A 24780-nucleotide genomic window follows, 5' to 3' on the forward strand; every position below is an offset into this window, starting at 1 on the left:
CGGTTTCAGATCAGGTTGCGCAGGCTGCGCGCGGCTTCCTGCAACACCGGCAGCACGCGCTTGACGGCGTCTTCGCTGGTTTCCTGGTTGATCGGCATGGTGATGCTGATCGCGCCGTGGACCAGGTTGTTGCGGTCCAGCAGCGGCACCGCGATGCCGCGGAAGTTCAGCTCCATCTGCTGCTCCGACAGCGCCCAGCCCTGGCGCCGCACGCGCGCCAGTTCGCCACGCAGCGCTTCCTTGCTCGACAGGGTGAAGGGTGTGAAGGTGCCCAGCGTGCGCGGCGCCAGCCATTCGTCGGCTGCGGCCTCGCCCATACTGGCCAGGATCGCCATGCCGGCTGCCGTCACCTGCGCCTGCACGCGCGAGCCCAGCATGTAGCCGGTGTTCATGTGGCGGTGCGCACCGCTGCGCGCGATGTAGACCGTCTCGCCGCCGTCGAGCACGCCCAGGTATGCGACCTCCTGCGTGCCACCCGCGATGCGCTGCAGGAAGGGCTGCACCAGCCGAGGCAGCCGCGCCGATTCGAGGTAGGCGTGGCCCAGGCGCAGGATGCGCGGTGTCAGCCAGAACAGCTTGCCGTCGGTGCCGACATAGCCCAGGTGCGCCAGCGTCAGCAGGTAGCGCCGCGCGGCGGTGCGTGTGAGGCCGCAGCGGGTGCCGGCCTGGCTGGCGGTCAGGCGCGGGTGCTGGTCGTCGAAGGCTTCGATCACCGCCAGGCCTTTTTCGAGGCCGGCGATCCAGTCGCGTTTCTCCAGCGGCGGTGTGTTCCAGGCGGTCAGGTTCTGCGTCATATAAACCCTGATATCGTGCGATCAACGCGGTCGGGCGTTCGATTATCGAACGAATGGGCCAGGTCTCCGGCCACCGGCAGGCGTCCCGGCGCCTACAGTGCTGGCTGGCACCAACACCGGCGCGCGGCGGGGCTGCGCGCGGCATCTGATGGAGACTGGAACATGAGTGATCTGCTGATCAACCCCGCCGCTGGCCGCGAGCCGCTGCAAGCTTCATTCAGCGACGCCGCCAACCCACTGGGCCTGGACGGCATCGAGTTCATCGAATACGCGACCACCAAGCCGCAGGCCCTGGGCCAGGTGCTGGAGATGATGGGCTTCAAGCCCGTGGCCCGTCACCGGTCGCGCGAGGTCCTGCTGTACCGCCAGGGCGACCTCAACATCGTCGTCAACGCCCATCCCAGTGACGCGCAGGGCGCCAGCCACGGCAGCGACGTGCCCTCGATCTCGGCAATGGCGCTGCGCGTGCGCGATGCCCGCGCCGCCTACCACTACGTGATCGAGCGCGGCGCCTGGTCGGTGGCGACCCACGCCGAAGTGATGGAGCTGAACATCCCCGCCATCCACGGTGCGGGCGGCAGCCGCATCTACTTCGTCGACCGCTACAAGGAGTTCTCGATCTACGACGTGGACTTCGTGCCGATTCCCACGGTCGACCAGCGCCCGGCGCCCACCGCCGGCATCCACTTCTTCGGCATCGTGCAGTACATCGGCCCCGAGCGCAGCAACGACTGGATCGCGTTCTACGACGAGCTGTTCGGTACCGAGCTGATCCCCGACGAACAGCGCTTCGGCATCATGCCCAAGGGCACACTGCTGCGCACCCCGGCGCTGGAGGCGTCCAGGCGCTTCATGCTGCAGCTGGTCGAGCCGCCGGTGAACGTGCACGACGCCGACGAAAAGCTGCAGCGCATCGGCCTGGGCGTCCCCGACGTGATGGCCGCTGTGAACGCGCTGCGTGCGCTGGGGGTCGAGTTCGTCGAGACCGAAGCGGCGCACAGCGACCAGCGCGGCGCGATCACCAAGACCTACCTGGGCTCGGTGGTGTTCGAGCTGGTGCACAGCGAACAGCGCACTGGAGGCTGAGCCCATGAAACCGACCCAAGCCGCCATCGCCGAGGCCATCGCCGGCTTCGGCATGGACACCATCACGCTGGCCGGCCCGTTGGAAGCCAAGCTCGCCGCCATGAAGGCCGCCGGTTTCTCGCAGGTCATGCTCAAGGCCAACGACATCAACGGCCACCCGGGCGGCATCGAGGCTGGCGTCGCCGCGGTGAAGGCCAGCGGCCTGCGCGGCACGGGCTTCCAGGTGCTGCGCGACTTCGAAGGCCTGTCTGGCCACCTGCACAGCTACAAGATTGACATTGCCAAGGCCATGCTCGAGATGTGCGCCGCGCTGGACTGCAAGGTGCTGCTGGCCTGTTCGTCGACCTCGGCCCACGCCACGCAGGACCTCGACCACATCGCGCGCGACCTGCGCAAGCTGGCCATGCTGGCGCTGCCGCTGGGCATCAAGATCGCCTACGAAGGCCTGTCGTGGGGCCGCACGGTCAACGAGTTCACCGCGTCCTGGGACGTGGTCTGCCGCGCCGACTGCCCCAACCTGGGCATCGGTCTCGACTCGTTCCACATCTTCGCCGCCAAGACCGCGCTGGACGAGATCGACTACCTCGACCCGAGCAAGATCTTCCTGGTGCAGCTCTCCGACTTCATGTGGCAGGAGACCAAGACCTTCGAGGAGCGCATGGCCACCGCGCGCACCTTCCGCGTCTTCCCCGGCGAAGGCGTGCACAGCGAACAGATCGTCGACCTGGTGTTGCGGCTGGACAAGCTGGGCTACGCGGGCGACTACAGCTTCGAGGTCTTCAACGACGACTACCAGCAGATGCCGTTGCCGATGGTCGCCGAGCGCGGCAGGCGCGCCGCGCTCTGGCTGGCCGAAGACGTGCTGCGCCGCTCGGTGCCGCTGCCCAACCAGATGCGCCTGAAGTCGCTGGGCTGACCGGCGTTGGCTTTCAGGCGGTGGGTTGCAGGGGCTCGCAGGTGCCACCGCCGGCTTCCCACGCCGCGAATCCACCATCCAGAAACACGGCGCGCGCGCCAAGGACCTGCAGCGCCGTGGTCAGCGCCTGGCTGATCTCCTGTCCGTGGGCGCAGTACAGCACCACCGGCGCGCGCTGGGCGATCTCGTCTTTCCAGTCCAGCCACAGGGCCGGGTCGCGCCAAACGGCGCCGGTGATTTGCCGTCCGGACTTGGTTCTCGCAGCGGCGCGCCGCACATCCAGCACCAGAGGTGGCTGGGCGTCCGACAGGGCTTTGGTCAGGGCTTCAGGTGAGATGGCATGCATGGTGTTTGCTCCGGTTCAGGTCAGGACATGGGCCAGCAGGCCCAGCACCGCGCAGCCTGCGATCACATGGATCACCTTGCGCTGGAACCGGATCAGTGCGATGGCCGCCAGCACCGAGATGCCCACCGCCACGAGGTCGACTCCGCCGTCGGCGCCGCGGGGCCACCAGGTGTGCCAGGCAAAGAACAGCGCGAGGTTCAGGATCACGCCCACCACGGCGGCGGTGATGGCCGCCAGCGGTGCGGTGAACTTCAGGTCGTCGTGCGTCGACTCCACCAGCGGGCCGCCGGCCAGGATGAAGAGGAACGAGGGCAGGAAGGTGAACCAGGTCACCAGCGCGGCCGCCATCGCGCCCGCCTGGAACAGCGCGTCGGGTCCGAACAGCGCTTTCGTGTAGCCGCCGACGAAGCCGACGAACGCCACCACCATGATCAGCGGCCCCGGCGTGGTCTCACCCAGTGCCAGCCCGTCGATCATCTGCGTCGGCGTGAGCCAGCCGTAATGTGTGACGGCACCCTGGTAGACGTAGGGCAGCACCGCGTAGGCCCCGCCGAACGTCAGCAGCGCCGCCTTGGTGAAGAACCAGCCCATCTGTGTGAACGGGTGTGACCAGCCGAAGCTTGCGTTCAGCAGACCCATCGGCAAGCTCCAGAGCAGGGCACCGGCCAGCAGCACCGCCGCCAGCCGGCGCCAGCGGAACCGGGCGTGGGGCGGTGTCGGTGTGTCATCGTCGATCAGCGCCGGCAGACCGGTGGACTTTGCCCCGCCATGGCCGCCGCCGCTGCGGAAGGCCTGCGGCGCGATGCGGCCGCCGATCCAGCCCACCAGCGCCGCGCCCGCCACGATCGCGGGAAACGGCAGTTGCAGCGCAAAGATCGCCACGAAGGCCGCCGTCGCGATCGCCCACATCCAGCTGTTGCGCAGGGTGCGCCCGCCGATGCGGTGCACCGCCTGCACCACCAGCGCCACCACCGCCGGCTTGATGCCGTAGAACAGGCCGGCCACCAGCGGCGTGTGTCCGAACGCGAGGTACACCCACGACAGCGCGATCAGGATGAACAGCGAGGGCAGCACGAACAGCGCCCCGGCCAGCACGCCGCCCCAGGTGCGGTGCATCAGCCAGCCGATGTAGGTCGCCAGCTGCTGCGCCTCCGGCCCGGGCAGCACCATGCAGTAGTTGAGTGCGTGCAGAAAGCGCTTCTCGGAGATCCAGCGCTTGTCGTCCACCAGGTCGCGGTGCATGAGAGCGATCTGGCCGGCGGGGCCGCCGAAGCTGATCAGGCCCAGCTTGAACCAGTACCGTGCGGCCTGCGCCAGGGTGACCGGCGCGGGCGGCTGGTTCGGGGAAGGATCGGGGGTTTGACGCGGAGCGTTGTCCAAAAGCAGTTCTCCATCGGGCGACGTGCCCGGATTGGAGCAGACCTTGGACGAATGCGTCTTGAAGCGGGGAGGCTGCAGGTTCCCCGCAGGATTCAGCTGCGCATCATATCGGGCTCAGGCCTGCGCAGGCAACCGGAAACCCGACACCGCCTGCACCAGCCGGCCGGCCTGGTCGCGCAGGCTGGCAGAGGCCGCCGCGCTTTCTTCGACCAGTGCGGCGTTCTGCTGCGTGGTCTGGTCCATCTGGCTGACCGCGACATTGATCTGCTCCAGCCCGTCGTTCTGTTCCCGGCTTGACGTGGTGATCTCGGCCATCAGCTGGCTCAGCCGCTGGATGCCCGCCGCAGAGTGCTGCACGCTTGCGGCCGCATGCCTGGTCAGCTCGGTGCCACGCTCGACCTGTTCGTGGCTGCGGTGGATGAGACTGCGCACCTCGCGCGCGGCCTCGGCGCTGCGCTGGGCCAGCATGCGCACCTCGCCCGCGACGATGGCAAACCCGCGGCCCTGTTCGCCCGCACGTGCCGCCTCGACGGCAGCGTTGAGCGCCAGGATGTTGGTCTGGAACGCGATGCCGTCGATCACGCCCACGATGTCGGTGATGCGGCCGGAGGCGTCGTCGATGGCCTCCATGGTCTGCGCCATGCGCGCCACGAGCTGACCGCTTTCGGCGGCATCGTCGGCGGCCTTGCGCGCCAGTGTGTCGGCCTGCAGCGAGTGGTCGGCGTTCTGGCGGACGGTGGCGCTGATCTGCTCCATCGACGCGGCGGTTTCTTCGAGCGCGCTGGCCTGCTCCTCGGAACGGTGGCTCAGGTCCTGGGTGCCTTGAGCGATCTCGTTGCTGGCGGTGCTCACGCTGTCGGCGTTGTGTCGGACCTCGGCGACAACGCTGGCGAGCTGGCGGGTCATGCGCTGCATCGATGCCATCACGCTGGACTCGAACCCCGGGCGTACTGTGATGTCGTTCGTGAGGTCGCCTTCGGCCACCGCCTCGGCCACGGCCCGCACCTCATGCGGCTCGGCCCCCAGCTGGTGCGTCAGCCGCCAGGTGATCCACAGCGACGCCGCCAGACCGAGCGCGATCGCGGCCAGCGTGGCGGCGGCCATGCCCAGCACCAGCGTGCGCACGCCCGCCTCCGAGGTGTTGTACATGCTTTCGGACACCTTCAGCTGCAGCCCGATCAGGTCACCGATCACGCCCTGCATCGGGTCGAACACCGGGTACATCTCGCGTTCGCGAAAGCGCGCCACGGCGGTCCGGTCGCCGGCATCGATCAGCTTGTGCAGGCCGGGCAGGGTGGCGTCCGCCGCGGCCATCAGCGGCTTGAGCTTGTCGATCAGCACCACTTCCTCGGGCACGAGGTAGGTCGCGGTGTAGGCCTTCCACTCGCTGTCGATGTGGGCCCGCGCCTGGGCGATGGATTCGCGCGCCTGAGCCGCGCTGAGCGCACCGTCGGCGAACTTGTGGGCGGTGTCGACGATGTTGACCGCGTACATGTCGGAGACCGCCTTGATCTGCCGCAGCGGCACCACACGGTCCTGGTACATGGACTGCATGGAGCGGCTTTGCGCAATCGCCTGCCAGAGACCGAAGGCACCGATGCCCAGCAGCAGGGTGACGAACATGGCGCACAGGAGCAATAGCTGGGTGCGGACCCGGACCGGCTGTTTCACGTGGGGACTCCTTCGCACGTTCGATCTCGATGCGCACCCGGACAACGGATGGCATGGCATGCGTGCTTGTGTTCAGTATCGGACACACGGAAAGAGCCTTAACGGTCAAACATCCGGACCAATCGGGTCCATTTCTTTCTCGCGGACGCAGCTTTGGTGCCGGGTGAGACATGCATGCCAAATGCGTCACGCCCGGTCGCGGGAATGGTCGGAACTCAATCGAGCATCAACACCGCCGCGCCTGCGCTGCTGATGCCGCTGAGCGAACCCAGCAAGGCGAGGTCGCGCCGCTCGGTGCGCTGCCACCAGGCCAGCAGGGTGGTGAGCAGGAGGATGGCCGCCACCGCGGTGGCGATCAGAAAAACGGTGTCCATGTATTTCTCCGAGTTTGGAACTGCCCAAGTCTCGGCGGAGGCCGTGCCCGGAAGAATCAGGTTTTCCGGAAAGGGCTTTCCGGTCGAAGTGGAACGCCGGTCGCGCCGGTCAGCTGTGGGCGAGGCCGCCGGCTTTGAGTCTCTTTACGTGCCGGACACCATGCGTTCACCCAAGGCAGCCTTCACTGGACCGAGAATGCGGCGATGAACGCTCCAGCGATAGCCCTGAACCGCTTTGGCCTCGGCGCCCGACCCGACGAGCCGCCGCCCACCGACCCGCAGCGCTGGCTGTTGTCGCAGTTCGACCGGTACGAGGCGCTGCCGCCGGCCTGGAAGGCTGCAGCGCGCACACCGGGACTCGTCGACGCCTGGCTGGCGCAGCAGCGCTCGGTGCGCCAGGCCCCGGAAGGGCAACGCAGCGGCATCCGGGAGGCCTACCTGCGCCAGGGGCGGGATGAATATGTGGTCGCGGCGGGCGCCCGGACCGCCAGCGCGCTGCAGACGGACACCCCTTTCGTTGAGCGGCTGGTGCACTTCTGGTCCAACCACTTCGCGGTGTCGGTGGACAAGCTGCTGATGGTCGGGCTGGCGGGCGGGTTCGAGGCCGAAGCAATCCGCCCGAACGTGCTGGGGCGCTTTGAAGACCTACTGCTGGCGGTGGTGCGCCACCCGGCGATGCTGCTGTATCTGGATCAGGCCCAGTCCATCGGCCCGGACAGTGCCGCCGGACAGCGGGCGCAGGAACGGCAGGCACGGGGCCGTGGCCTCAACGAGAACCTGGCGCGCGAGATTCTGGAGCTGCACACGCTGGGCGTGCGCAGCGGCTACACGCAGGACGACGTGACCGAATTTGCCCGGGCACTGACCGGCTGGACCTTGCCCGGCGATGCGCCGCAGGACGGCGCCGGATCGACCTTCCGCTTCGTGGCTGCGCTGCACGAACCGGGCGCCCGAACCGTGCTTGGCCGCAGCTATGCCGAGGGCGGAGAGCCGCAGGCGCGCGCCATCCTCCATGACCTCGCCACCGCGCCCGCGACCGCCCGGCACATCGCGACCAAGCTCGCGCGCCACTTCGTCGCGGACGATCCCCCGCCCGGGCTGGTACAGCGTCTGACCGACAGCTTCCTGCGCACCGGCGGTGACCTGACCAGCCTCTACCGCGAGCTGGTGGCTGCGCCGCAAGCCTGGGAGCCAGGTCAGGCCAAGTTCAAGTCGCCGTGGGACTGGGGCGTGTCCAGCCTGCGCGCCCTGGGGCGGCGGGAGTTGCCGCCCCAGCAGGCCACCAACCTGTGGAACCAGCTCGGCCAGCCGGTGTGGCGGCCCGGGTCGCCGGCCGGTTACGGCGACATGGCCGCAACCTGGGCGGCGCCCGACGCGCTGATCCGGCGGGTGGAGACCGCGCAGCGTCTGGCCCAGCAGGCCGGCAACACCGTCGACGCCCGGGCGCTGGCGCCGCGGGTGTTGCCCGGCGATGCACTGACCACGGCCACGGCGGGCGGGATTGCCCGCGCTGACAGCGCGGAAACAGCCCTGGCGCTGCTGCTGGTGTCACCCGAATTCCTGAGGAGATAAGGCCATGGACCGACGCCGCTTTCTGGGCTCCGCCGCACTGCTGGCGGCCCCACGCATCGTGTTCGCGAAGGCCGCCACCGAGCGGCGCTTCGTCTTTGTCATCCAGCGCGGCGCGGCCGATGGCCTGAACACGCTGATCCCCTACGCCGACCCGGCCTATGCGAGCGCGCGAGGCGCACTGGCCATCGACCCGGCCAGCGCGCTGAAGCTGGATGGCAGTTTTGCCCTGCATCCCTCGCTGGAGCACCTGAACCAGCTGTACGCCGCCAGGCAGGCGACGTTTTTCCATGCGGTCGCCTCACCGTACCGCGACCGCTCCCACTTTGACGGGCAGAACGTTCTGGAGTCCGGCGGCACGGCGCCGTACCAGGTCAAGGACGGCTGGATGAACCGGCTGCTGGGCGTGTTGCCGCGCAATGGCAAGGAGGCCATTGCCTTTTCTCCCGCTGTCCCGCTGGCGTTTCAGGGGGTGGTCCCGGTGACCTCCTACGCGCCGTCTGCGCTGCCGCAGGCCCACGAGGAGCTGCTGATGCGCGTGGAACAGTTGTATGCGCAGGACGGGCAACTGCATGCGCTGTGGTCGTCCGCGATGGAGGCGCGCAGCATGGCGGGCGGCATGGCCGGTGGTGCCAACCGCCAGGAAGCGGGCGCGCTGGGCCGCATGGCGGCCGGCTTCCTGGGGCGCGCCGATGGTCCCCGTGTCGCCATGATCGAGACCAGCGGCTGGGACACGCACAGTGGCCAGGCGGCGCGGCTGGCCACCCAGCTGCGGAACCTGGACAAGCTGCTGGCAGGCCTCCAGGAAGGACTCGGGCCGGTGTGGGACCAGACGGTGGTTCTGGTGGCCACCGAGTTCGGACGGACGGTGGCGGCCAACGGCACGGGCGGCACCGACCACGGCACCGGGGCTGTGGCGATGCTGGTCGGGGGTGCTGTGGACGGTGGGCGGATCGTGGCCGACTGGCCGGGGCTGTCGGCCGCCAACCTGCAGGACGGGCGCGACCTGAAGCCGACGCTGGCGCTGGACGCGCTGATCACCGCCGCGTGTGCGGAGAGCTTTGCGCTGGAGCCGAGCCGGTTGGCACCGGTGCTGTTCCCGTCCGGCCGGCCCACACAGCCGGTGCCGCGCCTCTTGCGCGCTTAAGGACGCCGCGCGACAAGGCTTGCGCCGTCAGCGTTGCGAGTACGCCAGCCCGGACGCCACGCCGCCGAACAGGTCGCCCTCTACCAATGGCACGCCCGCGAAGGCCGCGCGCAGCGTCTGCTGGAACGGCCGCAGCGCCGAAGAGCCGCCGGTGAGGTAGACCGCGTCGAGCTGGTCGTCGCGCAGGCCGGCGCGCTGCACGCAGTCGCGCGCGCAGGCCACGGTGCGCTCCAGCAGGGCGTCCAGGTGCTGGTGCAACGCGGCCGTGCCCATGGGGGCGGTAAGCGCGGCTTCGACGATGGACAGGTCGACCTCGGTGTCGGCGTCGGTCATCGAGCAGCGGATCTTGGCCAGTTCGACCTCGTGCGCGATGTGGTGGCCGTGGCGCTCGCGCAGTACGCGCATCAGGCGCTCGTGGAGGGTGACGTCGCGGTAATTCACGCGCAGACCCTGCGCCTGGCTGAGCGCGCGCGGCAGGTAGAGCCACTGGATCAGGTGCCAGGTCGAGAGGTCGAAGAAGATGCGGCTGGGCACTTCGCGGCCCTGCGGCCCCAGGTGGCGGTAGCCCAGCAGCGGCATGACCTGCTCCAGGCTGAGCCGGTGGTCGAAGTCGGTGCCGCCGATGTGCACGCCGCTGGTCGCGAGCACGTCGCCCGAGCGGTCGGCCAGCGCCATGCGTTGCGGCCCCAGGCGCACCACGGTGAAGTCGGAGGTGCCGCCACCGATGTCGACGATCAGCACCAGGGACTCGCGCGTCAGCCGGCGTTCGTGGTCCAGCGCGGCCGCGATGGGTTCTAGCTGGAAGCTGACCTCGCGAAAGCCGGCGGCCTGCGCGGCTTCGAGCAGGGACTGCTGGGCCGCGGCATCACGCTGGGCGTCGTCGTCGACGAAATGCACCGGACGGCCCATGACCACCCGCTCGGGCGCGCTGCCCAGCGACCGGGCTGCGCGCTCGCGCAGCTCGGCCAGGAAGGTGGTCACGATCTCCAGAAAGCTGATCGAGCGGTGGTTGATCTCCGTGCTTTCGTGGATCAGCGGGCTGCCCAGCAGGCTCTTGAGCGAGCGCATCAGGCGGCCTTCGGTGCCGGACAGGTACTGCGCCACCGCGTCGCGGCCGAAGTGGGTGCGATGGTCTTCGGTGTTGAAAAAGACGGCGGTCGGCATGGACACGGCGTCGCCTTCGAGCGGAATCAGGCGCGAAAGACCGCCGGGCGCGGCCCAGGACATGGCCGAGTTGGACGTGCCGAAGTCGATGCCGAGCGTGCCGGCAGGGTGTTTTTGCATGGGGGGAGAGCGGAAATGAGGGCGGACGGGGCCAGGCCCGGGCGCACACGGGGGACCGGCATTCTGCCACCGCGAGGCCACGCCGTCGGTGGGCACTGGCCTGAAACGGAACACCTTGTCCCCACAGCGACGTGGGACAAGGGTTTGTCCCGCCGGGCGATCCGGCGGCGACTCGCTACATTGGCGCACGTCCTTGGCGCACGGATCGCCGGGCGAACCCTACCGGAGACCCCCCATGTTGAAACTCAACGTCAACGGGAAGCCGGCGTCGCTCGACGCCGATCCCGAGATGCCCCTGTTGTGGGCGATTCGCGAAGACCTCCAGCTCACCGGCACCAAGTTCGGCTGCGGCATGGCGCTCTGCGGCGCCTGCACCGTGCACCTGGACGGCAAGCCCGTGCGCTCCTGCTCGACCCCGCTGTCGGCCGCGACCGGCAAGAAGGTGATCACCATCGAATCCGTCGGCAACAGCAAGGCCGGCAAGGCGATCCAGGCCGCCTGGGTCAAGCACGACGTGCCGCAGTGCGGCTACTGCCAGTCGGGCCAGATCATGAGCGCGACCGCGCTGCTGGCGTCGAACGCCAAGCCCAGCGACAAGCAGATTGACGAAGCCATGAGCGGCAACATCTGCCGCTGCGGCACCTACAACCAGATCAAGGCGGCCATCAAGGACGCATCGGTCGCTCTGAGCAAGGGAGCCTGACCATGAGCACCGTCGAACAACAAGTCACCCCCGGTTTCGAGACCAGTCGCCGCGGCTTCATGGCCGGTTCGGGCGCTGCCCTCGTGGTCGGCTTCACGCTGCCGGCCTCGGGCCGCGCGCTGGCCGCCAAGGCCGCGCCCGCCGCCTTCACCCCCAACGCCTGGCTTCGCATCACCGCCGACAACCGCGTCACCGTGGTCTGCGGATCGTCGGAAATGGGGCAGGGCGTGCTGACCGCGATTCCGCAGCTGATGGCCGAAGAGCTGGACGCCGACTGGCCGCAGGTCTCTGTCGAGCAGGCGCCGGTCAGCCAGGCCTTCGCCAACCCGGCCTTCGGCATGCAGGCCACCGGCGGTTCGACCACGGTGCGCGGCCACTGGGACGTGATGCGCAACGCCGGCGCGACGGCGCGGGCCATGCTGGTCGCGGCCGCGGCCGAGCAGTGGAAGGTCTCGCCCGCCGATTGCCGCACCGAAGCGGGCCATGTGATCCACGGCAGCAAGAAGCTGAGCTACGGTCAGCTCGCCGAAGCCGCCGCCAAGCAGAAGGCGCCCGAGAAGGTGGCGCTCAAGGACCCCAAGGATTTCAAGATCCTGGGGCAGCGCAAGAAGCGCCTGGACACCGCCGGCAAGACCAACGGACAGGCGAAGTACGGCATCGACGTGAACCTGCCCGGCATGCTGGTCGCGGTGATGTCGCGTTCACCGACCCCTGGCGCCAAGGCGGTCAAGGTCGACGACAGCGCGGCCAAGGCGGTCAAGGGCGTGAAGCAGGTCATCACACTGCCGACCGGCGTGGCGGTGCTGGCCACCGGGTACTGGGCCGCCAAGAAGGGGCGCGACGCGCTCAAGATCGAGTGGGACGCCGGCGCGCTCAAGGGCCTGTCGTCGGCCGGCATCACCAAACAGCTCGCTGCCGCTGCCGACAGCGCGACCGCTGTGGCCAAACAGGAAGGCGCGGTGGAAGTTCGGTCTGGCAAGGTGGTCGAGTCGACCTACGAGGCGCCGTACCTCGCGCACGCCTGCATGGAGCCGATGAACTGCACCGCCTGGGTCAAGCCCGACGGTGTCGAGGTCTGGGCCGGCACGCAGAGCCAGGGGCCGGTGCAGGGCATCCTGTCGCAGGTCGCGGCGGTCGATCCGGGCAAGGTCAAGGTCAACACCATGATGCTGGGCGGCGGTTTTGGTCGCCGTTTCGCGCCCGACTTCGTGATCGACGCGACCCTGCTCTCCAAGATCAGCGGCTCGCCGGTCAAGCTGGTCTATAGCCGCGAAGACGACATGGCGGCAGGCTTCTACCGCCCGGCGTCGGTCGCGAAGTTTGCCGGTGCCGTGGGCGCCGACGGTCGTGCCACGCTGCTCGAGTCGGGCGTGGGTTCGCCGTCGATCATGGCCGCCTCGGGCTTCATGAAGATTCCCGAAGACGGCGTCGACACATTCGCGATGGAAGGCATTGCCGACCACCCGTACGACATCCCGAACCAGCGCCTGGCCTATGGCCGCAGCGAGCCGGGGCCGGTGGTCTGGTTCTGGCGCTCGGTCGGCCACTCGCAGAACATCTTCTTCATGGAGAGCTTCATCGACGAGCTGGCCGCCGCGGCGGGCAAGGACCCGTTCGAGTTCCGCCGCGCCATGCTGGACAAGCAGCCGCGTTACAAGAAGGTGCTGGAAGTGGCGGCCGAGAAGGCCGGCTGGGGCAAGCCGCTGCCGGCCGGCGTGACGCGCGGCATCGCCGTGGCGCAGAGCTTCGGCAGCTACGTGGCCGAGGTGGCCGAGGTGTCGCTGGGCGCCGACGGCACGCCGCGGGTGCACCGCGTCGTGGCGGCGGTTGACTGCGGCATGACGGTCAATCCGGCCATCATCGAGCGGCAGATCGAAGGCGCCATCGTCTACGGCCTGAGCGCCGCGTTGTACGGCAAGATCAGCTACAAGGATGGCCGCGTCGAGCAGGGCAACTTCCACGAGTACCCGGTGCTGCGCCACAACGAGATGCCCAAGGTCGAGGTGCACATCGTGGCCAGCAGCGAGAAGCCCGGCGGCATCGGCGAACCCGGCACGCCGCCGATCGCGCCGGCCGTGGCCAACGCGATCTTCGCGGCCACCGGCAAGCGCCTGCGCAGCCTGCCGTTCGATACGGAACAGCTGAAGAAGGCCTGACCGTCCGCGATCCTGCGCTTCCGGTGTGACGACCGGGGTCCACTAAACTCGTGGGCTCCGGTCGGACACACACAAGGACACCCCATGGGCGCGCAGTGGAAAGCGAAACACAAGGATCTGGCGGCCAACGCCAAGGGCAAGCTGTTCGGCAAGCTGGTCAAGGACATCATGATTGCCGCGCGCAGCGGTGCCGATCCCTCGGCCAACGCCCGTCTGCGGCTGGTGGTCGAGCAGGCGCGCAAGGTCTCGATGCCCAAGGACACGCTGGACCGCGCGATCAAGAAGGGCGCAGGCCTGACCGGTGAGGCGATCCACTACGAACACGTGATGTACGAAGGCTTCGCGCCTCACCAGGTGCCGGTGATGGTCGAGTGCCTGACCGACAACGTGAACCGCGCCGCCTCCGAGATGCGTGTGCTGTTCCGCAAGGGGCAGCTGGGCACCAGCGGCTCGGTGTCCTGGGACTTTGACCACGTCGGGATCATCGAGGCCGAGGCCGCCACCAAGGACGCCGACGCCGAAGTCGCCGCCATCGAAGCCGGCGCTCAGGACTTCGAAGCCGCCGACGACGAAGGCGTGTGCGTCTTCCTCACCGATCCGACCGACCTCGATCTGGTCAGCCGCGCGCTGCCGGCGCAGGGCTTCACCGTGCTGTCGGCCAAGCTGGGTTACAAGCCCAAGAACCCGGTCGACCCCGCCAGCCTCAGCGCCGAGGCGCTCGAAGAAGTCGAGGCCTTCCTCGCGGCGATTGACGACAACGACGACGTGCAGAACATCTTTGCGGGGCTCGGCGGCTGATGCGGCGCGTCGCCCGCTGGATCGGCATTGCCCTGCTGGTGCTGCTGGTCGGCGTGCCGGTGGTGTTTGCGGTCGCCTTCCTGGGCATCCAGGAGGCCAGCGAGCGACAGTGGCTGGGCAAGGCGCCGCAACACGCCGCCATCGGCGTGCGCTCGCACCAGCCGCACACCGTGTCGCTGCTCGACGTCGGCTTCGATTCGCTGGCCACGCGCCTGCACATGATCGAAAGCGCGAAGCAGTCGATCGAGCTGGAATTCTTCATCTACGAGATCGACGAGGCCAGCCGCGTGATCACGCAGGCGCTGGCGCGCAAGGCGGCCGAGGGCGTGAAGGTGCGCATCCTGGTCGACTTCGCCCGGCCGGTGTTCAAGCTCGCGCCGCACTATGCCCGCACGCTCGAAGCGGCCGGCGTGCAGGTGCGCTACTACAACACCTCGGGCATCGCGCGCTTCTTCGCCGCGCAGCACCGTACGCACCGCAAGCTGCTGGTGGTCGACCGCAGGACCGCGATCATCGGCGGCCGCAACATCGGTGACGACTACTTCGACCTCTCAAACCACTACAACTTCCTCGACAGCGACCTGAAGATCGAGGGCGAAGTGGCTGCGTCCATCGTCGACAGCTTCGAGCTGTACTGGAACTCCGACTGGGTTACGAAGTCGCAGGACGTGTCGGACGGCGACGCCGCCGGGCCGGACCTGCTGACACCGCCCAGCGCCGAGGAGCAGGCCCTGAGCGCCGAACTGGCGCGGCACCTACCCTCGCCCGGCAGCTCGACCTGCAATGACATCGAGTTCGTCACCGACTACCCGGGCTCGGGCGTCGAGAAGCGCAAGGTCTTCACCGCGATCAGCGGTCTGGTGAAAGAAGCGAAGAGCCACATCACGGTGGAGAGCCCCTACCTCGTGCTGCGCGAAGACGGCATTGGTCTGCTCAGCAGCGTGGTGCAGCGCGGGGTGAAGCTCCGGTTCCTGACCAACACGCTGCAGTCGACCGACGCCTTCTACGCCGTCGCCAGCCTGACCGACACCCTGCCTCGGCTGCAGCTGCCGAACCTGGAGGTCTGGGGCTACGACGGCCGGCCGCTCAAGCAGAACGACCGGGCGCCCGCCTCGTCACGCTGGGGCGTGCACGCCAAGCGCGCCGTGTTCGACGACCGCACCGTCGTCATCGGCACCTACAACATGGACCCGCGCTCGGCCAACCTCAATTCCGAGCTGATCGTGATCTGCCGCAACAACCCGACGCTGGCCGCCACGATGTCGAAGAGCCTGCAGGCCCGGCTGGCGCAGTCGCGGCCCATCGTCGGCACGCCCACCGCCGGCGGTTACGAGGCGCTGATCCAGGACGCCGACCGCGACACCATCTTCCAGATGCGCATGGTCCGGCCGTTCGCGAGTTTTCTGGACTTCCTGCTGTAGGCGCAGCAGAGGCGCGAGCGGTTTACTTCGCCGGCGCCGACATCGTCAGTTCCAGCGGCCCGTACCAGGCCGTGATCGACGCGCCCGAGTTGTTCGAGTCGGTCATCAGGCCCAGGCCGATCATCGGCCCTGGCGCTTCGCCAAAGGCCTTTCGGAAGTCGGCCTCGACATCGCGGTCGAAGTCGACCCACTGGTTCAGCCGCGCCGGCCCCGACTCGACCACGATCTGCCGGATGCGGCTGGTGTACGGGTTGGGGATCACCGTACCGGCCGGGTGGCGGTTGTCCCAGACATACATGATCGAGGCGTAGGGCAGGGGCTTGCCGGCGATCAGGCCCGACAGCTCGGAGACGATGTGGTCGCGCGCCTGCCAGGTGCCGTTGTAGCGGTCGCCATCGAAACTCAGGATCAGCCGCGCCACCGCGTCGTCCTCGCCCTTTTCGCTCAGGTTGAAGCTCGGGTTCAGCGCCGGCACGAAGAGCGAGAAATGCAGGCGCCTGGGCAGCACGCCGGGCTTGGGTGTCAGCAGCAGGTTCAGCGTGCTGTTCGAGCCGAGCGCCTCGGCCATCAGGGCGGGCCGTCCGTCCTTTTCCGTGGCCTGATAGCGCGTCGGGCGGCGGTTCATGAAGACCTGGTGTTCCCAGGTCGTCGCCGTGGCCGCGCCATCGATGTGGTTGGCGGACTGCCAGGCTGTGCCGTCCAGCACCACCGGGCGCTGCTTCTGCTGGACGACGGCATCGGCCGTGTCGTCGGCGTCGTCGTCACCAGGCGACGGGGCGCTGGCGCAGGCGGCGAGCAGCAGGGCGAACAGCGGGACCGCCCAGAGGCGGGAGGGGCGGTGGCGGGGCATGGCTGGAGGCTGCATGTCGTCGGGCGGGCGCGTGAGGGGAAAAGCTGGCGCGTATTGTGCCGGGCCGCGCTGGCGGCCGTCGGTTTCAAGTTGTTTGGGTGGACTGACGCTACTCAGGGGGCGCTGATTGATGGTTGGCGGACTGAATCAAACGTGTCCTGAATGGACGTATGTGTCCGGTTTAGGCTGGTTGCTGTCACACAGTTTCGACGGCTGAGTCCATTCGCCCGTCCGCAACCCGTCGTTCACCGGGCAGGATCTCAAACGACCGCTCGACCGCCTGGACCGGTCGCTCAGCAGGGGCTAGAGTCGCGAAACTCGGGAAGGGCGCTCACGCTGTGGGCGAACTGGTGCTTCCGACCCTGAGCGGCCCTTTCCACCGATGTTGTGTGATCGTCGCCCATATCTTGTCGGGTTGCCGCAAGGCCTGTTTCCCAAACCGACGACTCGCCGCTAGACTGCTTCGCAGATAGCAAAGATGTACCGTCGGATTTGTCGATTCTGTTGTAGATGTCCATGTTTCTAGGCGCCTGTGCTATTGGATTGATTTCAAAGGCTTTTCGGAGGTGTTATGCGACTTTTCTTAACGGCAGCGACTATGGGTATCCGGCGTTTTGTCGTTTAAATCAAAGCTAAGCAAACATGAGCTCTTCGGCAGGCCGTCTGTATCGCATCCTTAGCTTCGATCGAGCGGTTCAGATCTTCGAAAAAGGGGAGTTGCACTTCGCGCACCCGTCGACATGGGAGGATCCGTATGAGGTACGGCTCAAGCACAACCAAAGCCATCAGCTATTCGGGCAGTGTTGGTGTACAAAAGGTGTGTCGGATGCAATGTGGCGAATTTATTCACCTAACCATCTAGGTGTTCGCATATCTACCAGTACTGCGGTACTGCGTCGCCAACTCGCCAGTGTGGCCAAAGAGCGAGGCTACGCCCTTCGCATGGAGCCTGTGCAATACGCAAGTCAGTACAAAATTAACAAAGAGTTTGTCGCCCTTCGAGATGATCTGCAGCGTCAGTTCTCTGCAAGCCGAGCAATGGACGCGCTTTTTCTTAAGCGGGAAGCGTTCGACCATGAATCCGAATATCGTGTGCTTCTTAACGTGCCGGAGGCAAATCGCAAAATGGGGAGAGAAGGGCTAAAGATCCCCATCAATGCCCATCGTCTTATCGATAGCGTGTTGCTCGACCCAAGAGCACCTGATGAGCTAGTTGCTGCATTTACGTACTACCTACAACAGAAAATCGGCTTCAAGAAGCGCGTCGCTCGGTCCGTTCTCTACAAATCCAATGAACCATACCTTGTGGAAGGCGAGTGATGCACAATCATTCGCACAACTGGTCGGCCAAGCGGATGCCAACACAGGCCAAGCCTTCGGCATTCTCATGGCCTGTGCAGGTGCCATCCGCCCTGTCGGGCTCCGGCGCCGCTTACCTGCGTGTCATAGGTCGGAGCCGATCACATGACTGAGATTCCCGGTCGCGAGTGGTACTCAAGGCTGAGCCAAGAGCGCGGCGCTCCTTTTCGCTGTCCATTCGCAACTGTCGAGGCATGTCCGCGCTATTACCAAAGCTTGTCCCTCCTTGGCGCGGCCGGCAGTACAAGGATTCCTGAGGTCGAAGACGAACGACTTCTCATGCATTGGAAATCAAGCGACCTTTGGCCGCGAACTGATGAGCAAGCCACTGGGATCTTCGGCGAGCCCGGCAATCCGTCTATCTATTCCAATTTCTGCCCAGAAGTCACATTTGAACGGTTCGGCCACTTTGCAATGTCTTTGACCCGCTACGCGGACGAACTTGACTCTGGTCATGCGCATGAGCGCTTGGCGAAAGAATGTGTTCCTCCGGGCCATCCGAGCTGGTCATGGTCTTCGTGTGCTCCCCAGCACTTCACGGACTGCTCCATCTACGCCGCGTTGGCACATCGCTTTTCCGCGCCGCAGCCGCAGCCGCAGAAGCGGGAACCTTGGTGGCGAAAGCACCTCGCTGAAATTTTTGTCGCAGTCGTAATCGCCCTAGCTACAGCCACCATTACGAAAATATTCACATAACGCTCAACCCATCACTCCGCGGGCTTTGTGCATATAGCTGCGCAAGGCCGGTAAATTCAGACGTTAGGCTTCATAAAGAGATGTGTTAAACCAAGGGGAATAAACAATGGCAACAAAAGCGAAACAGCATGCTTGGCTTGAACAAGCTCTAGACAAAATGCAACCTGGCATCGAAGCGGGAAAAACCCGGCGACGCAAAGTTGAAACCATCACAAATCTTGGCATCCCAGAGAAAGATCTAAGGAAAGCCGCGAATGAGAGAGGTGTGAAAGTTGCTCAGGTCGGAAACGACTATGTATTTACACCCAGTGACTACACAATTCGTCCGCTTTAGGTTCTCCCATGCGTGCTTCAGCCCAACAAGGCGCTCCAGCCGACCGCCCACTCGCTTCGCGGGCGGTCGTCAGATGAGTTTTGGCGCTGAACGACTCGACTGCTCTCCCGCCTGATCAAAGCCTGCTCCTTGCCGGGAGTGTGAGAGCAAGGGCTTGCCAGGAAGCTGACTTTCGATTCACTAGCCAGTGTCGTCCAAGGACAGCCATAGACAAGGTCCACGAACTGGCGCTGTCGGCCATGAGCTGCCCCTGCCAATACCAATCCAGAATGGCCATCTAAGCTGATAGCATTCAAACCCTTTGCTGTTAGCTGGCGCTGGACGAATCAAGGCAAAGATTTAAGCGCCTTTGTGCTAAAGAAATCAATTTACTTATATTTTCGGATATTTGACATGTCATTCCCTTTGTCAATCCCAACGGGCAAACCGGCAGGCTCTCTAGAACTGACAGTAAATGCTGGGCAGATGCTATTTATCCTTGGTGCAAACGGTACCGGAAAATCGAGTCTTATGCAGGCTTTTGCCTCGGCCAACAGCAAGAACACGCGGCGAATTACCGCCCACCGTCAAACATGGTTTCGATCTGGATCACCCGAGTTCACGGGGAAACAGCGTGCTGAGTACGAGCAAAATGTATTCCGTTATGACCAGCAGACGAGTGCGCGTTGGATGGACGAATACTCGCAGCAGCGTGCTCAGATGGCCATCTACGATTTGGTTAACTCCGAAAACGTACGTGCCCGCGAGATTACGAAAGCTGTCGATGCAAAGAGTGGTGAAGTCGAAAGACTGTCAGCTAAAGACGGTGTATTTACAGTTTTGAATCGCTTACTACGGCTGTCCAATCTTGACATTGTTGTGTCTGTCGAAGATAACGACGAGATCATGGCAAGCCGGAACAGCAGCAGGCCTTACAGCATCTCCAAACTTTCCGACGGAGAGCGGAACGCAATCCTTATTGCCGCCAACGTACTGACGGTGTCAGCAGGAACACTTCTTCTCATTGATGAGCCGGAACGTCACCTGCATCGTTCGATCGTATCCCCACTTCTGACGCTTCTGCTGAAGGAAAGACTAGATTGCGCGTTCGTCGTTTCTACGCATGAGCCATTACTTCCCGTGGACAATCCGGGATCGAAAGTCCTGCTCACGCGCGCCTGCGTTTACGAGAATGACAGGGTCACATCTTACGACATCGATTTGCTGGAGAACACTAGTGGGATTGATGATGATCTGAAAACAACTATCTTGGGTGAACGTCGGAAGATCGTATTTGTAGAGGGCGTCGAGCACAGCCTTGACAAGCCACTATACAGCCTCCTATTTCCGAATGCGTCCATCGTGGCCAAGGCCGACTGTCGTGAGGTGGAGTATGCGGTAGTGGGTATCAAAGGCACTGCTGAACTTCTCTGGGTGAAGCCGTATGGTCTGGTGGACAACGATTCTTCAGAACCACAGCGAATCGAGGATTTGAAAACTAAGGGTGTACTCCCAATAAACGTTTACTCGGTTGAATCGATCTACTATCATCCCGAAGTACAAAAGCTTGCAGGTGAGAAACTTGCGGCAGTCGTCGGCGGTGATCTAACAGTCAGGCTGGAGAAAGCCAATAAAGAGGCCATAACAGCGATTCATGAAAATGCCAAACACCTCAGTACCCGAATCGCCGAGAAATCGGCACGTGCTCATGTGTTCTCGCTTCTTCCCAAGAAGGGTGAGGTAGCAGCAGGTGGCAAGCGTACCGCTGAAATTGACTTCGCGAAATGCGCTCAGCATGAGGCGGCTATTTTAGATGGATTTATCAAGAAATCCGACTTCGTCGGTATTCTCCAGAGGTACCCAATTCGAGAATCGTCTGCGCTTGATGTTATTGCCAAGGCGCTTAACTTTACAAATCGTGCACAGTATGAAGCGGCTGTTCGTAACCTCCTAGTGCGCGATTTGGATGCGGTTAAGCTCGTCCGAAACTTGCTCGGGTCGTTCCCTTCCGAATTGATCGAATAGTTACCTCGCGGGAGTCGTCGAACAAGATTCCCATCGACATTCTTGCCACCGCCTCTATACATTTTCCGCTCAGACAGAACTTCTAGTGAACATGGGCTTCGAATGTCTAATTCTGTATTCCGACTAACAGCTAAGGGTTGAGAGCGTGAGTTAGACACTTCAAGCAGCTGACCTTTGTCCGCGATTCGTGGAGCAATCGGCGGCCGACCACGCCGGAAGACTGCAGCACTTTCGATACCTGTCATTGATTCCGCCGCGCTGCTGGGTGAGCCGATGACGGCTTCGTGCCAGGTACCGTGAACGCAGCTCCCGGGCGCGACCGGATGCTACCGCTGCCCACCAGTCATTCGGTTCGCAACCAACCGACCAAAGCTTCACTGCGAATTCGGTCCATCACCCATCCCCATCTACTACCGAGCCCGCACCCCCAGCACCCCGCACACCGCGATCAGTGCGATGCCCAGCACCGTCCAGACATCGGGTGCGTGGCCGAAGACGAGCCAGCCGGCGCCGGTGGCGAACGCGATCTGGGTGTACATGTAGGGCGTGACGCGCGAGGCGGGCGCCTTCTGGTAGCCCTTGATCATGAAGTAGTGGCCCAGCGAGCCGAACACGCCGAGCAGGCCGACCAGCAGCCAGATCTTCAGCCCGTGCATCGGTGCCCAGCTCCAGGGCAGGGCCACCGTGCCGAACACCAGGCCGGTGAGGCCGGTGTAGAAGTGCATGGTGCCGGGGTCTTCGGTGCGGACCATCTTGCTGGTGACGATCTGGTAGCAGGCGTTGATCAGGACCAGCACCAGCGGCAGGAACATGCCCATGTTCAGGTCGCTGCCCTTGGGCCGCACGACGATCAGCGCGCCGCTCAGGCCGCCGGCCACCAGCAGCCAGGTCAGGCCGCTGACGTGTTCGCGCAGCAGCAGCGAGGCCATGAGCGTGATGACCAGCGGCACCAGCATCAGGATGGCGGTGAATTCGCCGACCGGCACGTGCTGAAGGCTGATGTAGGCCACCGACCCGGAGGCAACCATCAGCGCACCGCGCAGCAGCTGCCACCAGGGCGCATGGGTGACGAAGAGGGCCTTGCCCTGGCTCGGGTAGAGCATCGCAGCGGTCATGCCGGTCTGCACCAGGAACCGCAGCCACACCGCCATCAGCACCGGCACCACGCCGCCCACGTACTGGGAGGTGGTGTCGAGCAGGGCGAAGCAGGCGGTGGCTAGGACGGCCAGAGCGATGCCGCGGCCGGGGTGGGGATAGTGCGGGTCGGACAAAAGCGGGGGAGGGCGCGGATCAGTGGCGCATCCGTAGATCAGTAACTGAGGCGGGCCACCGAGCGCAGCACGTCGGCGGTCGTGGTGGGGAAGCCGAAGTATTCCAGATACGCGGGAATCATCTCGAACAGCATGTCCGAACCCACCTGCACCTGGCAGCCCCGCGCGGCCGCGGCGGTCAGGAAGGCGGTCATCTCGGTGCGCATGACGACTTCGCCGACGAAGGTGGTCGGGTCCAGGCGCGCCACGTCCAGCGGCAGCGGGTCGCCTTCGTTCATGCCCATCGGAGTGGCGTTGACCACGAGGTCGAAGCCGGCCGGGTCGTTGCTGCCGGTGGCAACGCTGATCGCGGGATAGTTGTCGCGGATGCGCTGGCCCAGGGCCTCGGCCGCGGCGGTGTGGACGTCGAACAGGCCGATGTGGGCGATGCCCGCGCCGGCCAGCGAGGCCGCGATCGCGCAGCCGACGCCGCCGCTGCCGACCACCAGTACGCGCGCTCCCTTGAGCTGGAGGCCCTTGCGAATGACGCCGCGCACGAAGCCGGCGCCGTCGAACTGGTCACCGACCAGTCGGCCGTCGGGCAGGCGCTTGACCGCGTTGCAGGCGCCGGCCACGCGCACGGTGGGCGTGACTTCGTCGAGCAGGCCGACGGTGACGACCTTGTGCGGCATGGTGATCAGGGCACCGCGGATGTTGGTCAGCGTGAACACGCTCTTCAGGAAGACGGGGTAGTCCTCGGGCTTGCAACCCATCGGCACCACGATCGCGTTGATCCCTTCCTGCTCGAAGAAGGGGTTGTAGATCATCGGCGACTTGAACGTGTGCGTCGGGTAGCCGATGTGGGCGATGAGTTCGGTGTTGCCGTTGATCATGGTGGGCGGGACTGTAGAAGCGCGGTGCGGCAATAGGGCGGTCTGACCAGCTTGTTTTGTTTGTTCAGTGAACGAGACCGTTCATTAATCGCGCAGATTGCGGGTAAACCTGCATGCGTCACCGACGCTGCGGACCAGGGATTCAGGGCATTTTCGTGGCGGCCGAGTTCACGTATTTGCGCACCAGGCCGTCGATGGCGACCAGGTAACCGTCGACCCCAAAGCCGACCACGATGCCGGCGGCGGCGGGCGAGACCCAGGAGTGGTGGCGGAACTCTTCGCGCGCATGCACGTTGGAGATGTGGCACTCGATGACCGGCAGCGGGTCCACGCCCTTGATCGCGTCGTGCAGGGAGATCGAGGTGTGGGTCAGCGCGCCGGGGTTGATCACCACGCCCAGCAGTTCACCGGCCTTGTACTGGCGGCCGGCTTCGTGGATGCGGTCAATCAGCGCGCCTTCCCAGTTGCTCTGCAGGCACTCGACCTCGTAGCCGATCTTCTCGCCGTGGGCCTTGCAGAACGCCTCGACATCCGCCAGCGTTGTGTAACCGTACTGGGCGGGCTCGCGCGTGCCGAGCAGGTTGAGGTTGGGGCCGTTGAGGATCAGGATCTTTTTCATGGCAGGAAGTCGGGTGAGGGTGGCCGGTGAGCATAAACCGGGCGCCGCAGCGCCCGGTTGGTGCGCCGGTTACTTGCGTGCTTTCGCGAGTTCAGCCAGCAGATCGGACACCGTGGCTTCACCCACGTTGGCGGCGTGCTTGGTGATCACGGGCTTCATCTTCTCGACCAGCTTGCTCAGCTCGGCCGGCGGCAGCTCGGACACGGTCATGCCGGCCTTCTTCAGGTTGTCCAGCGTGCTGGCGACCGAAGAGCGGGCCTGCTGGCGCTGGTACTTGGCGGACTCGCTGGCGGCGTCCTGCAGGATCTTCTTCTCGTCGGCCGAGAGGGTGTCCCAGAACTTCTTGCTGATCACCACCGACTGCGGGTTGTACTGGTGGTTGGTCAGCGTCATGTACTTCTGCACTTCCTGCAGCTTGGCGCCCCAGATCGTGGCGACCGGGTTTTCCTGGCCGTCCACAGCCTTCTGCTCCAGCGCGGCGTACAGCTCGGGGAAGGGCAGCGGCGTGGGGTTGGCGCCCAGGGCCTTGACCCAGTCGACGTTGATCGGGTTGGGGATCACGCGCAGCTTCAGGCCTTCGATGTCTTCGACCTTGGTGATGGGGCGCTTGCTGTTGGTGATGTTGCGAAAGCCCAGCTCGTAGTAGCCCAGACCGACCATGCCCTTTTCTTCCAGTTTGGCGTGCAGCTTCTTGCCGAAGGGGCCGTCGACCACGGCGTCGGCTTCCTTGCCGTTGGAGAACATGAAGGGCAGGTCGAAGACGGCGAAGTCCTTGACCTGGCTGGCGAAGATGCCCGAGTTCATCGAGGCCATCTCCAGCGTGCCACCCTGCAGGGCCGACACGTTGGCCTGGTCGCTGCCCAGCTGGCCGCTGGGGAACACGGTGACCTTGAGCTTGCCGCCGGACTTGGCCGCCACGATCTCGGCGAACTTCTCCATGCCCTGCACGATGGGGTGACCCGCCGCGTTCTGGTTGGCGAACTTGATGACCTTTTCCTGGGCGGCGGCGATGCCGACGGTGGCCAGGGCGGCCACGGCCACCAGAGTCTTGATGAACACACGCTTCATGAAATGTCTCCTGCAGACGGGTTGGGACGCGAAATGAAAAAGATCCCTTGCCTTGGCGTGCC

Annotated in this window: 22 protein-coding genes; 11 read left to right on the forward strand and 11 right to left on the reverse strand. The window is 65.2% G+C overall.

Annotated features, from left to right (window positions below; translation table 11 throughout):
* Positions 1-5: 5 nt before the first annotated feature.
* Complete coding sequence (locus ACLIJ1_RS19550) at positions 6-794, reverse strand: IclR family transcriptional regulator C-terminal domain-containing protein (protein WP_411367227.1); 789 nt, start codon at positions 792-794, stop codon at positions 6-8.
* Between the two features lie 162 nt (positions 795-956).
* Here ACLIJ1_RS19550 and ACLIJ1_RS19555 point away from each other — a divergent pair, with 162 nt between their 5' ends.
* Positions 957-1880: a 4-hydroxyphenylpyruvate dioxygenase gene (locus ACLIJ1_RS19555; RefSeq protein WP_411367228.1), complete on the forward strand. Its 924-nt coding sequence runs from the start codon at positions 957-959 to the stop codon at positions 1878-1880.
* Positions 1881-1884: 4 nt separating this feature from the next.
* The gene (locus tag ACLIJ1_RS19560) at positions 1885-2796 is read left to right on the forward strand and encodes a sugar phosphate isomerase/epimerase family protein (protein WP_411367229.1); all 912 of its coding nucleotides are present in this window, start codon (positions 1885-1887) and stop codon (positions 2794-2796) included.
* A gap of 13 nt (positions 2797-2809) precedes the next feature.
* On the opposite strand, the gene ACLIJ1_RS19565 is transcribed toward ACLIJ1_RS19560, so the two are convergent.
* The 4 genes from ACLIJ1_RS19565 to ACLIJ1_RS19580 form a co-directional block, all read right to left on the reverse strand.
* Positions 2810-3142 (reverse strand): rhodanese-like domain-containing protein, encoded by a 333-nt coding sequence (locus tag ACLIJ1_RS19565; protein WP_411367230.1) that lies wholly within the window; start codon positions 3140-3142, stop codon positions 2810-2812.
* A 15-nt stretch (positions 3143-3157) separates the two neighbouring features.
* The gene (gene chrA / locus ACLIJ1_RS19570) at positions 3158-4522 is read right to left on the reverse strand and encodes a chromate efflux transporter (protein ID WP_411367231.1); all 1365 of its coding nucleotides are present in this window, start codon (positions 4520-4522) and stop codon (positions 3158-3160) included.
* A 114-nt stretch (positions 4523-4636) separates the two neighbouring features.
* Positions 4637-6193 carry a methyl-accepting chemotaxis protein gene (locus tag ACLIJ1_RS19575; RefSeq protein ID WP_411367232.1) on the reverse strand — a complete coding sequence of 519 codons (1557 nt, stop codon included), beginning with the start codon at positions 6191-6193 and terminating at the stop codon, positions 4637-4639.
* Positions 6194-6408: 215 nt separating this feature from the next.
* The gene (locus tag ACLIJ1_RS19580) at positions 6409-6567 is read right to left on the reverse strand and encodes a hypothetical protein (protein WP_411367233.1); all 159 of its coding nucleotides are present in this window, start codon (positions 6565-6567) and stop codon (positions 6409-6411) included.
* A gap of 204 nt (positions 6568-6771) precedes the next feature.
* Here ACLIJ1_RS19580 and ACLIJ1_RS19585 point away from each other — a divergent pair, with 204 nt between their 5' ends.
* The gene (locus ACLIJ1_RS19585) at positions 6772-8139 is read left to right on the forward strand and encodes a DUF1800 domain-containing protein (RefSeq protein ID WP_411367234.1); all 1368 of its coding nucleotides are present in this window, start codon (positions 6772-6774) and stop codon (positions 8137-8139) included.
* Positions 8140-8143: 4 nt separating this feature from the next.
* The gene (locus ACLIJ1_RS19590; RefSeq protein ID WP_411367235.1) at positions 8144-9283 is read left to right on the forward strand and encodes a DUF1501 domain-containing protein; all 1140 of its coding nucleotides are present in this window, start codon (positions 8144-8146) and stop codon (positions 9281-9283) included.
* Positions 9284-9310: 27 nt separating this feature from the next.
* Here the strand turns inward: ACLIJ1_RS19590 and ACLIJ1_RS19595 are convergent, their stop codons facing one another.
* Entirely contained in the window at positions 9311-10567 is a 1257-nt protein-coding gene (locus tag ACLIJ1_RS19595) for an Hsp70 family protein (RefSeq protein WP_411367236.1), read from the reverse strand.
* A gap of 235 nt (positions 10568-10802) precedes the next feature.
* On the opposite strand from ACLIJ1_RS19595, the gene ACLIJ1_RS19600 reads away from it, so the two are divergent.
* The 4 genes from ACLIJ1_RS19600 (at position 10803) to ACLIJ1_RS19615 (ending at position 15645) form a co-directional block, all read left to right on the forward strand.
* Positions 10803-11270 carry a (2Fe-2S)-binding protein gene (locus tag ACLIJ1_RS19600; RefSeq protein WP_411367237.1) on the forward strand — a complete coding sequence of 156 codons (468 nt, stop codon included), beginning with the start codon at positions 10803-10805 and terminating at the stop codon, positions 11268-11270.
* A 2-nt stretch (positions 11271-11272) separates the two neighbouring features.
* Positions 11273-13426 carry a molybdopterin cofactor-binding domain-containing protein gene (locus ACLIJ1_RS19605; RefSeq protein ID WP_411367238.1) on the forward strand — a complete coding sequence of 718 codons (2154 nt, stop codon included), beginning with the start codon at positions 11273-11275 and terminating at the stop codon, positions 13424-13426.
* An 84-nt stretch (positions 13427-13510) separates the two neighbouring features.
* Positions 13511-14224, forward strand: a complete 714-nt coding sequence (locus ACLIJ1_RS19610; RefSeq protein WP_411367239.1) for a YebC/PmpR family DNA-binding transcriptional regulator — start codon at positions 13511-13513, stop codon at positions 14222-14224.
* Positions 14224-15645 carry a phospholipase D-like domain-containing protein gene (locus ACLIJ1_RS19615; RefSeq protein ID WP_411367240.1) on the forward strand — a complete coding sequence of 474 codons (1422 nt, stop codon included), beginning with the start codon at positions 14224-14226 and terminating at the stop codon, positions 15643-15645. The genes ACLIJ1_RS19610 and ACLIJ1_RS19615 overlap by 1 nt, the downstream gene beginning before the upstream one ends.
* A gap of 22 nt (positions 15646-15667) precedes the next feature.
* Here ACLIJ1_RS19615 and ACLIJ1_RS19620 read toward each other — a convergent pair whose 3' ends face one another.
* Positions 15668-16495, reverse strand: coding sequence for a DUF3047 domain-containing protein (locus ACLIJ1_RS19620; RefSeq protein ID WP_411367241.1), 828 nt, complete (start codon positions 16493-16495; stop codon positions 15668-15670).
* Between the two features lie 642 nt (positions 16496-17137).
* Here ACLIJ1_RS19620 and ACLIJ1_RS19625 point away from each other — a divergent pair.
* From ACLIJ1_RS19625 to ACLIJ1_RS19635, 3 genes are all read left to right on the forward strand, one after another.
* Positions 17138-17815: a DUF2971 domain-containing protein gene (locus ACLIJ1_RS19625; RefSeq protein ID WP_411367242.1), complete on the forward strand. Its 678-nt coding sequence runs from the start codon at positions 17138-17140 to the stop codon at positions 17813-17815.
* 144 nt (positions 17816-17959) lie between these two features.
* On the forward strand, positions 17960-18550 hold the full coding sequence (locus ACLIJ1_RS19630; protein WP_411367243.1) for a hypothetical protein: 591 nt from the start codon (positions 17960-17962) through the stop codon (positions 18548-18550).
* Positions 18551-19277: 727 nt separating this feature from the next.
* Positions 19278-20888 carry an AAA family ATPase gene (locus ACLIJ1_RS19635; RefSeq protein ID WP_411367244.1) on the forward strand — a complete coding sequence of 537 codons (1611 nt, stop codon included), beginning with the start codon at positions 19278-19280 and terminating at the stop codon, positions 20886-20888.
* A 410-nt stretch (positions 20889-21298) separates the two neighbouring features.
* Here ACLIJ1_RS19635 and ACLIJ1_RS19640 read toward each other — a convergent pair whose 3' ends face one another.
* The 4 genes from ACLIJ1_RS19640 to ACLIJ1_RS19655 all read right to left on the reverse strand — a co-directional run bounded on the left by ACLIJ1_RS19640 (position 21299) and on the right by ACLIJ1_RS19655 (position 24718).
* Positions 21299-22159: a DMT family transporter gene (locus tag ACLIJ1_RS19640; RefSeq protein WP_411367245.1), complete on the reverse strand. Its 861-nt coding sequence runs from the start codon at positions 22157-22159 to the stop codon at positions 21299-21301.
* A gap of 38 nt (positions 22160-22197) precedes the next feature.
* Positions 22198-23031, reverse strand: a complete 834-nt coding sequence (locus tag ACLIJ1_RS19645; RefSeq protein ID WP_411367246.1) for a shikimate dehydrogenase family protein — start codon at positions 23029-23031, stop codon at positions 22198-22200.
* Positions 23032-23173: 142 nt separating this feature from the next.
* Positions 23174-23650, reverse strand: coding sequence for a type II 3-dehydroquinate dehydratase (aroQ, locus tag ACLIJ1_RS19650; RefSeq protein WP_411367247.1), 477 nt, complete (start codon positions 23648-23650; stop codon positions 23174-23176).
* A 69-nt stretch (positions 23651-23719) separates the two neighbouring features.
* Positions 23720-24718 (reverse strand): TRAP transporter substrate-binding protein, encoded by a 999-nt coding sequence (locus ACLIJ1_RS19655; protein ID WP_411367248.1) that lies wholly within the window; start codon positions 24716-24718, stop codon positions 23720-23722.
* Positions 24719-24780 lie beyond the last annotated feature (62 nt).

This window comes from Hydrogenophaga sp. RWCD_12 (assembly GCF_046604225.1).
Classification (GTDB): domain Bacteria; phylum Pseudomonadota; class Gammaproteobacteria; order Burkholderiales; family Burkholderiaceae_C; genus Hydrogenophaga.

Excerpts from the sequence above, each read along its gene's own strand:
- ACLIJ1_RS19550 (WP_411367227.1), bottom strand. The coding sequence starts at position 794 with ATGACGCAGAACCTGACCGCCTGGAACACACCGCCGCTGGAGAAACGC.
- ACLIJ1_RS19555 (WP_411367228.1), top strand. The coding sequence starts at position 957 with ATGAGTGATCTGCTGATCAACCCCGCCGCTGGCCGCGAGCCGCTGCAA.
- ACLIJ1_RS19560 (WP_411367229.1), top strand. The coding sequence starts at position 1,885 with ATGAAACCGACCCAAGCCGCCATCGCCGAGGCCATCGCCGGCTTCGGC.
- ACLIJ1_RS19565 (WP_411367230.1), bottom strand. The coding sequence starts at position 3,142 with ATGCATGCCATCTCACCTGAAGCCCTGACCAAAGCCCTGTCGGACGCC.
- ACLIJ1_RS19580 (WP_411367233.1), bottom strand. The coding sequence starts at position 6,567 with ATGGACACCGTTTTTCTGATCGCCACCGCGGTGGCGGCCATCCTCCTG.
- ACLIJ1_RS19585 (WP_411367234.1), top strand. The coding sequence starts at position 6,772 with ATGAACGCTCCAGCGATAGCCCTGAACCGCTTTGGCCTCGGCGCCCGA.
- ACLIJ1_RS19590 (WP_411367235.1), top strand. The coding sequence starts at position 8,144 with ATGGACCGACGCCGCTTTCTGGGCTCCGCCGCACTGCTGGCGGCCCCA.
- ACLIJ1_RS19595 (WP_411367236.1), bottom strand. The coding sequence starts at position 10,567 with ATGCAAAAACACCCTGCCGGCACGCTCGGCATCGACTTCGGCACGTCC.
- ACLIJ1_RS19600 (WP_411367237.1), top strand. The coding sequence starts at position 10,803 with ATGTTGAAACTCAACGTCAACGGGAAGCCGGCGTCGCTCGACGCCGAT.
- ACLIJ1_RS19605 (WP_411367238.1), top strand. The coding sequence starts at position 11,273 with ATGAGCACCGTCGAACAACAAGTCACCCCCGGTTTCGAGACCAGTCGC.
- ACLIJ1_RS19610 (WP_411367239.1), top strand. The coding sequence starts at position 13,511 with ATGGGCGCGCAGTGGAAAGCGAAACACAAGGATCTGGCGGCCAACGCC.
- ACLIJ1_RS19615 (WP_411367240.1), top strand. The coding sequence starts at position 14,224 with ATGCGGCGCGTCGCCCGCTGGATCGGCATTGCCCTGCTGGTGCTGCTG.
- ACLIJ1_RS19620 (WP_411367241.1), bottom strand. The coding sequence starts at position 16,495 with ATGCCCCGCCACCGCCCCTCCCGCCTCTGGGCGGTCCCGCTGTTCGCC.
- ACLIJ1_RS19625 (WP_411367242.1), top strand. The coding sequence starts at position 17,138 with ATGAGCTCTTCGGCAGGCCGTCTGTATCGCATCCTTAGCTTCGATCGA.
- ACLIJ1_RS19630 (WP_411367243.1), top strand. The coding sequence starts at position 17,960 with ATGACTGAGATTCCCGGTCGCGAGTGGTACTCAAGGCTGAGCCAAGAG.
- ACLIJ1_RS19635 (WP_411367244.1), top strand. The coding sequence starts at position 19,278 with ATGTCATTCCCTTTGTCAATCCCAACGGGCAAACCGGCAGGCTCTCTA.
- ACLIJ1_RS19645 (WP_411367246.1), bottom strand. The coding sequence starts at position 23,031 with ATGATCAACGGCAACACCGAACTCATCGCCCACATCGGCTACCCGACG.
- aroQ (WP_411367247.1), bottom strand. The coding sequence starts at position 23,650 with ATGAAAAAGATCCTGATCCTCAACGGCCCCAACCTCAACCTGCTCGGC.
- ACLIJ1_RS19655 (WP_411367248.1), bottom strand. The coding sequence starts at position 24,718 with ATGAAGCGTGTGTTCATCAAGACTCTGGTGGCCGTGGCCGCCCTGGCC.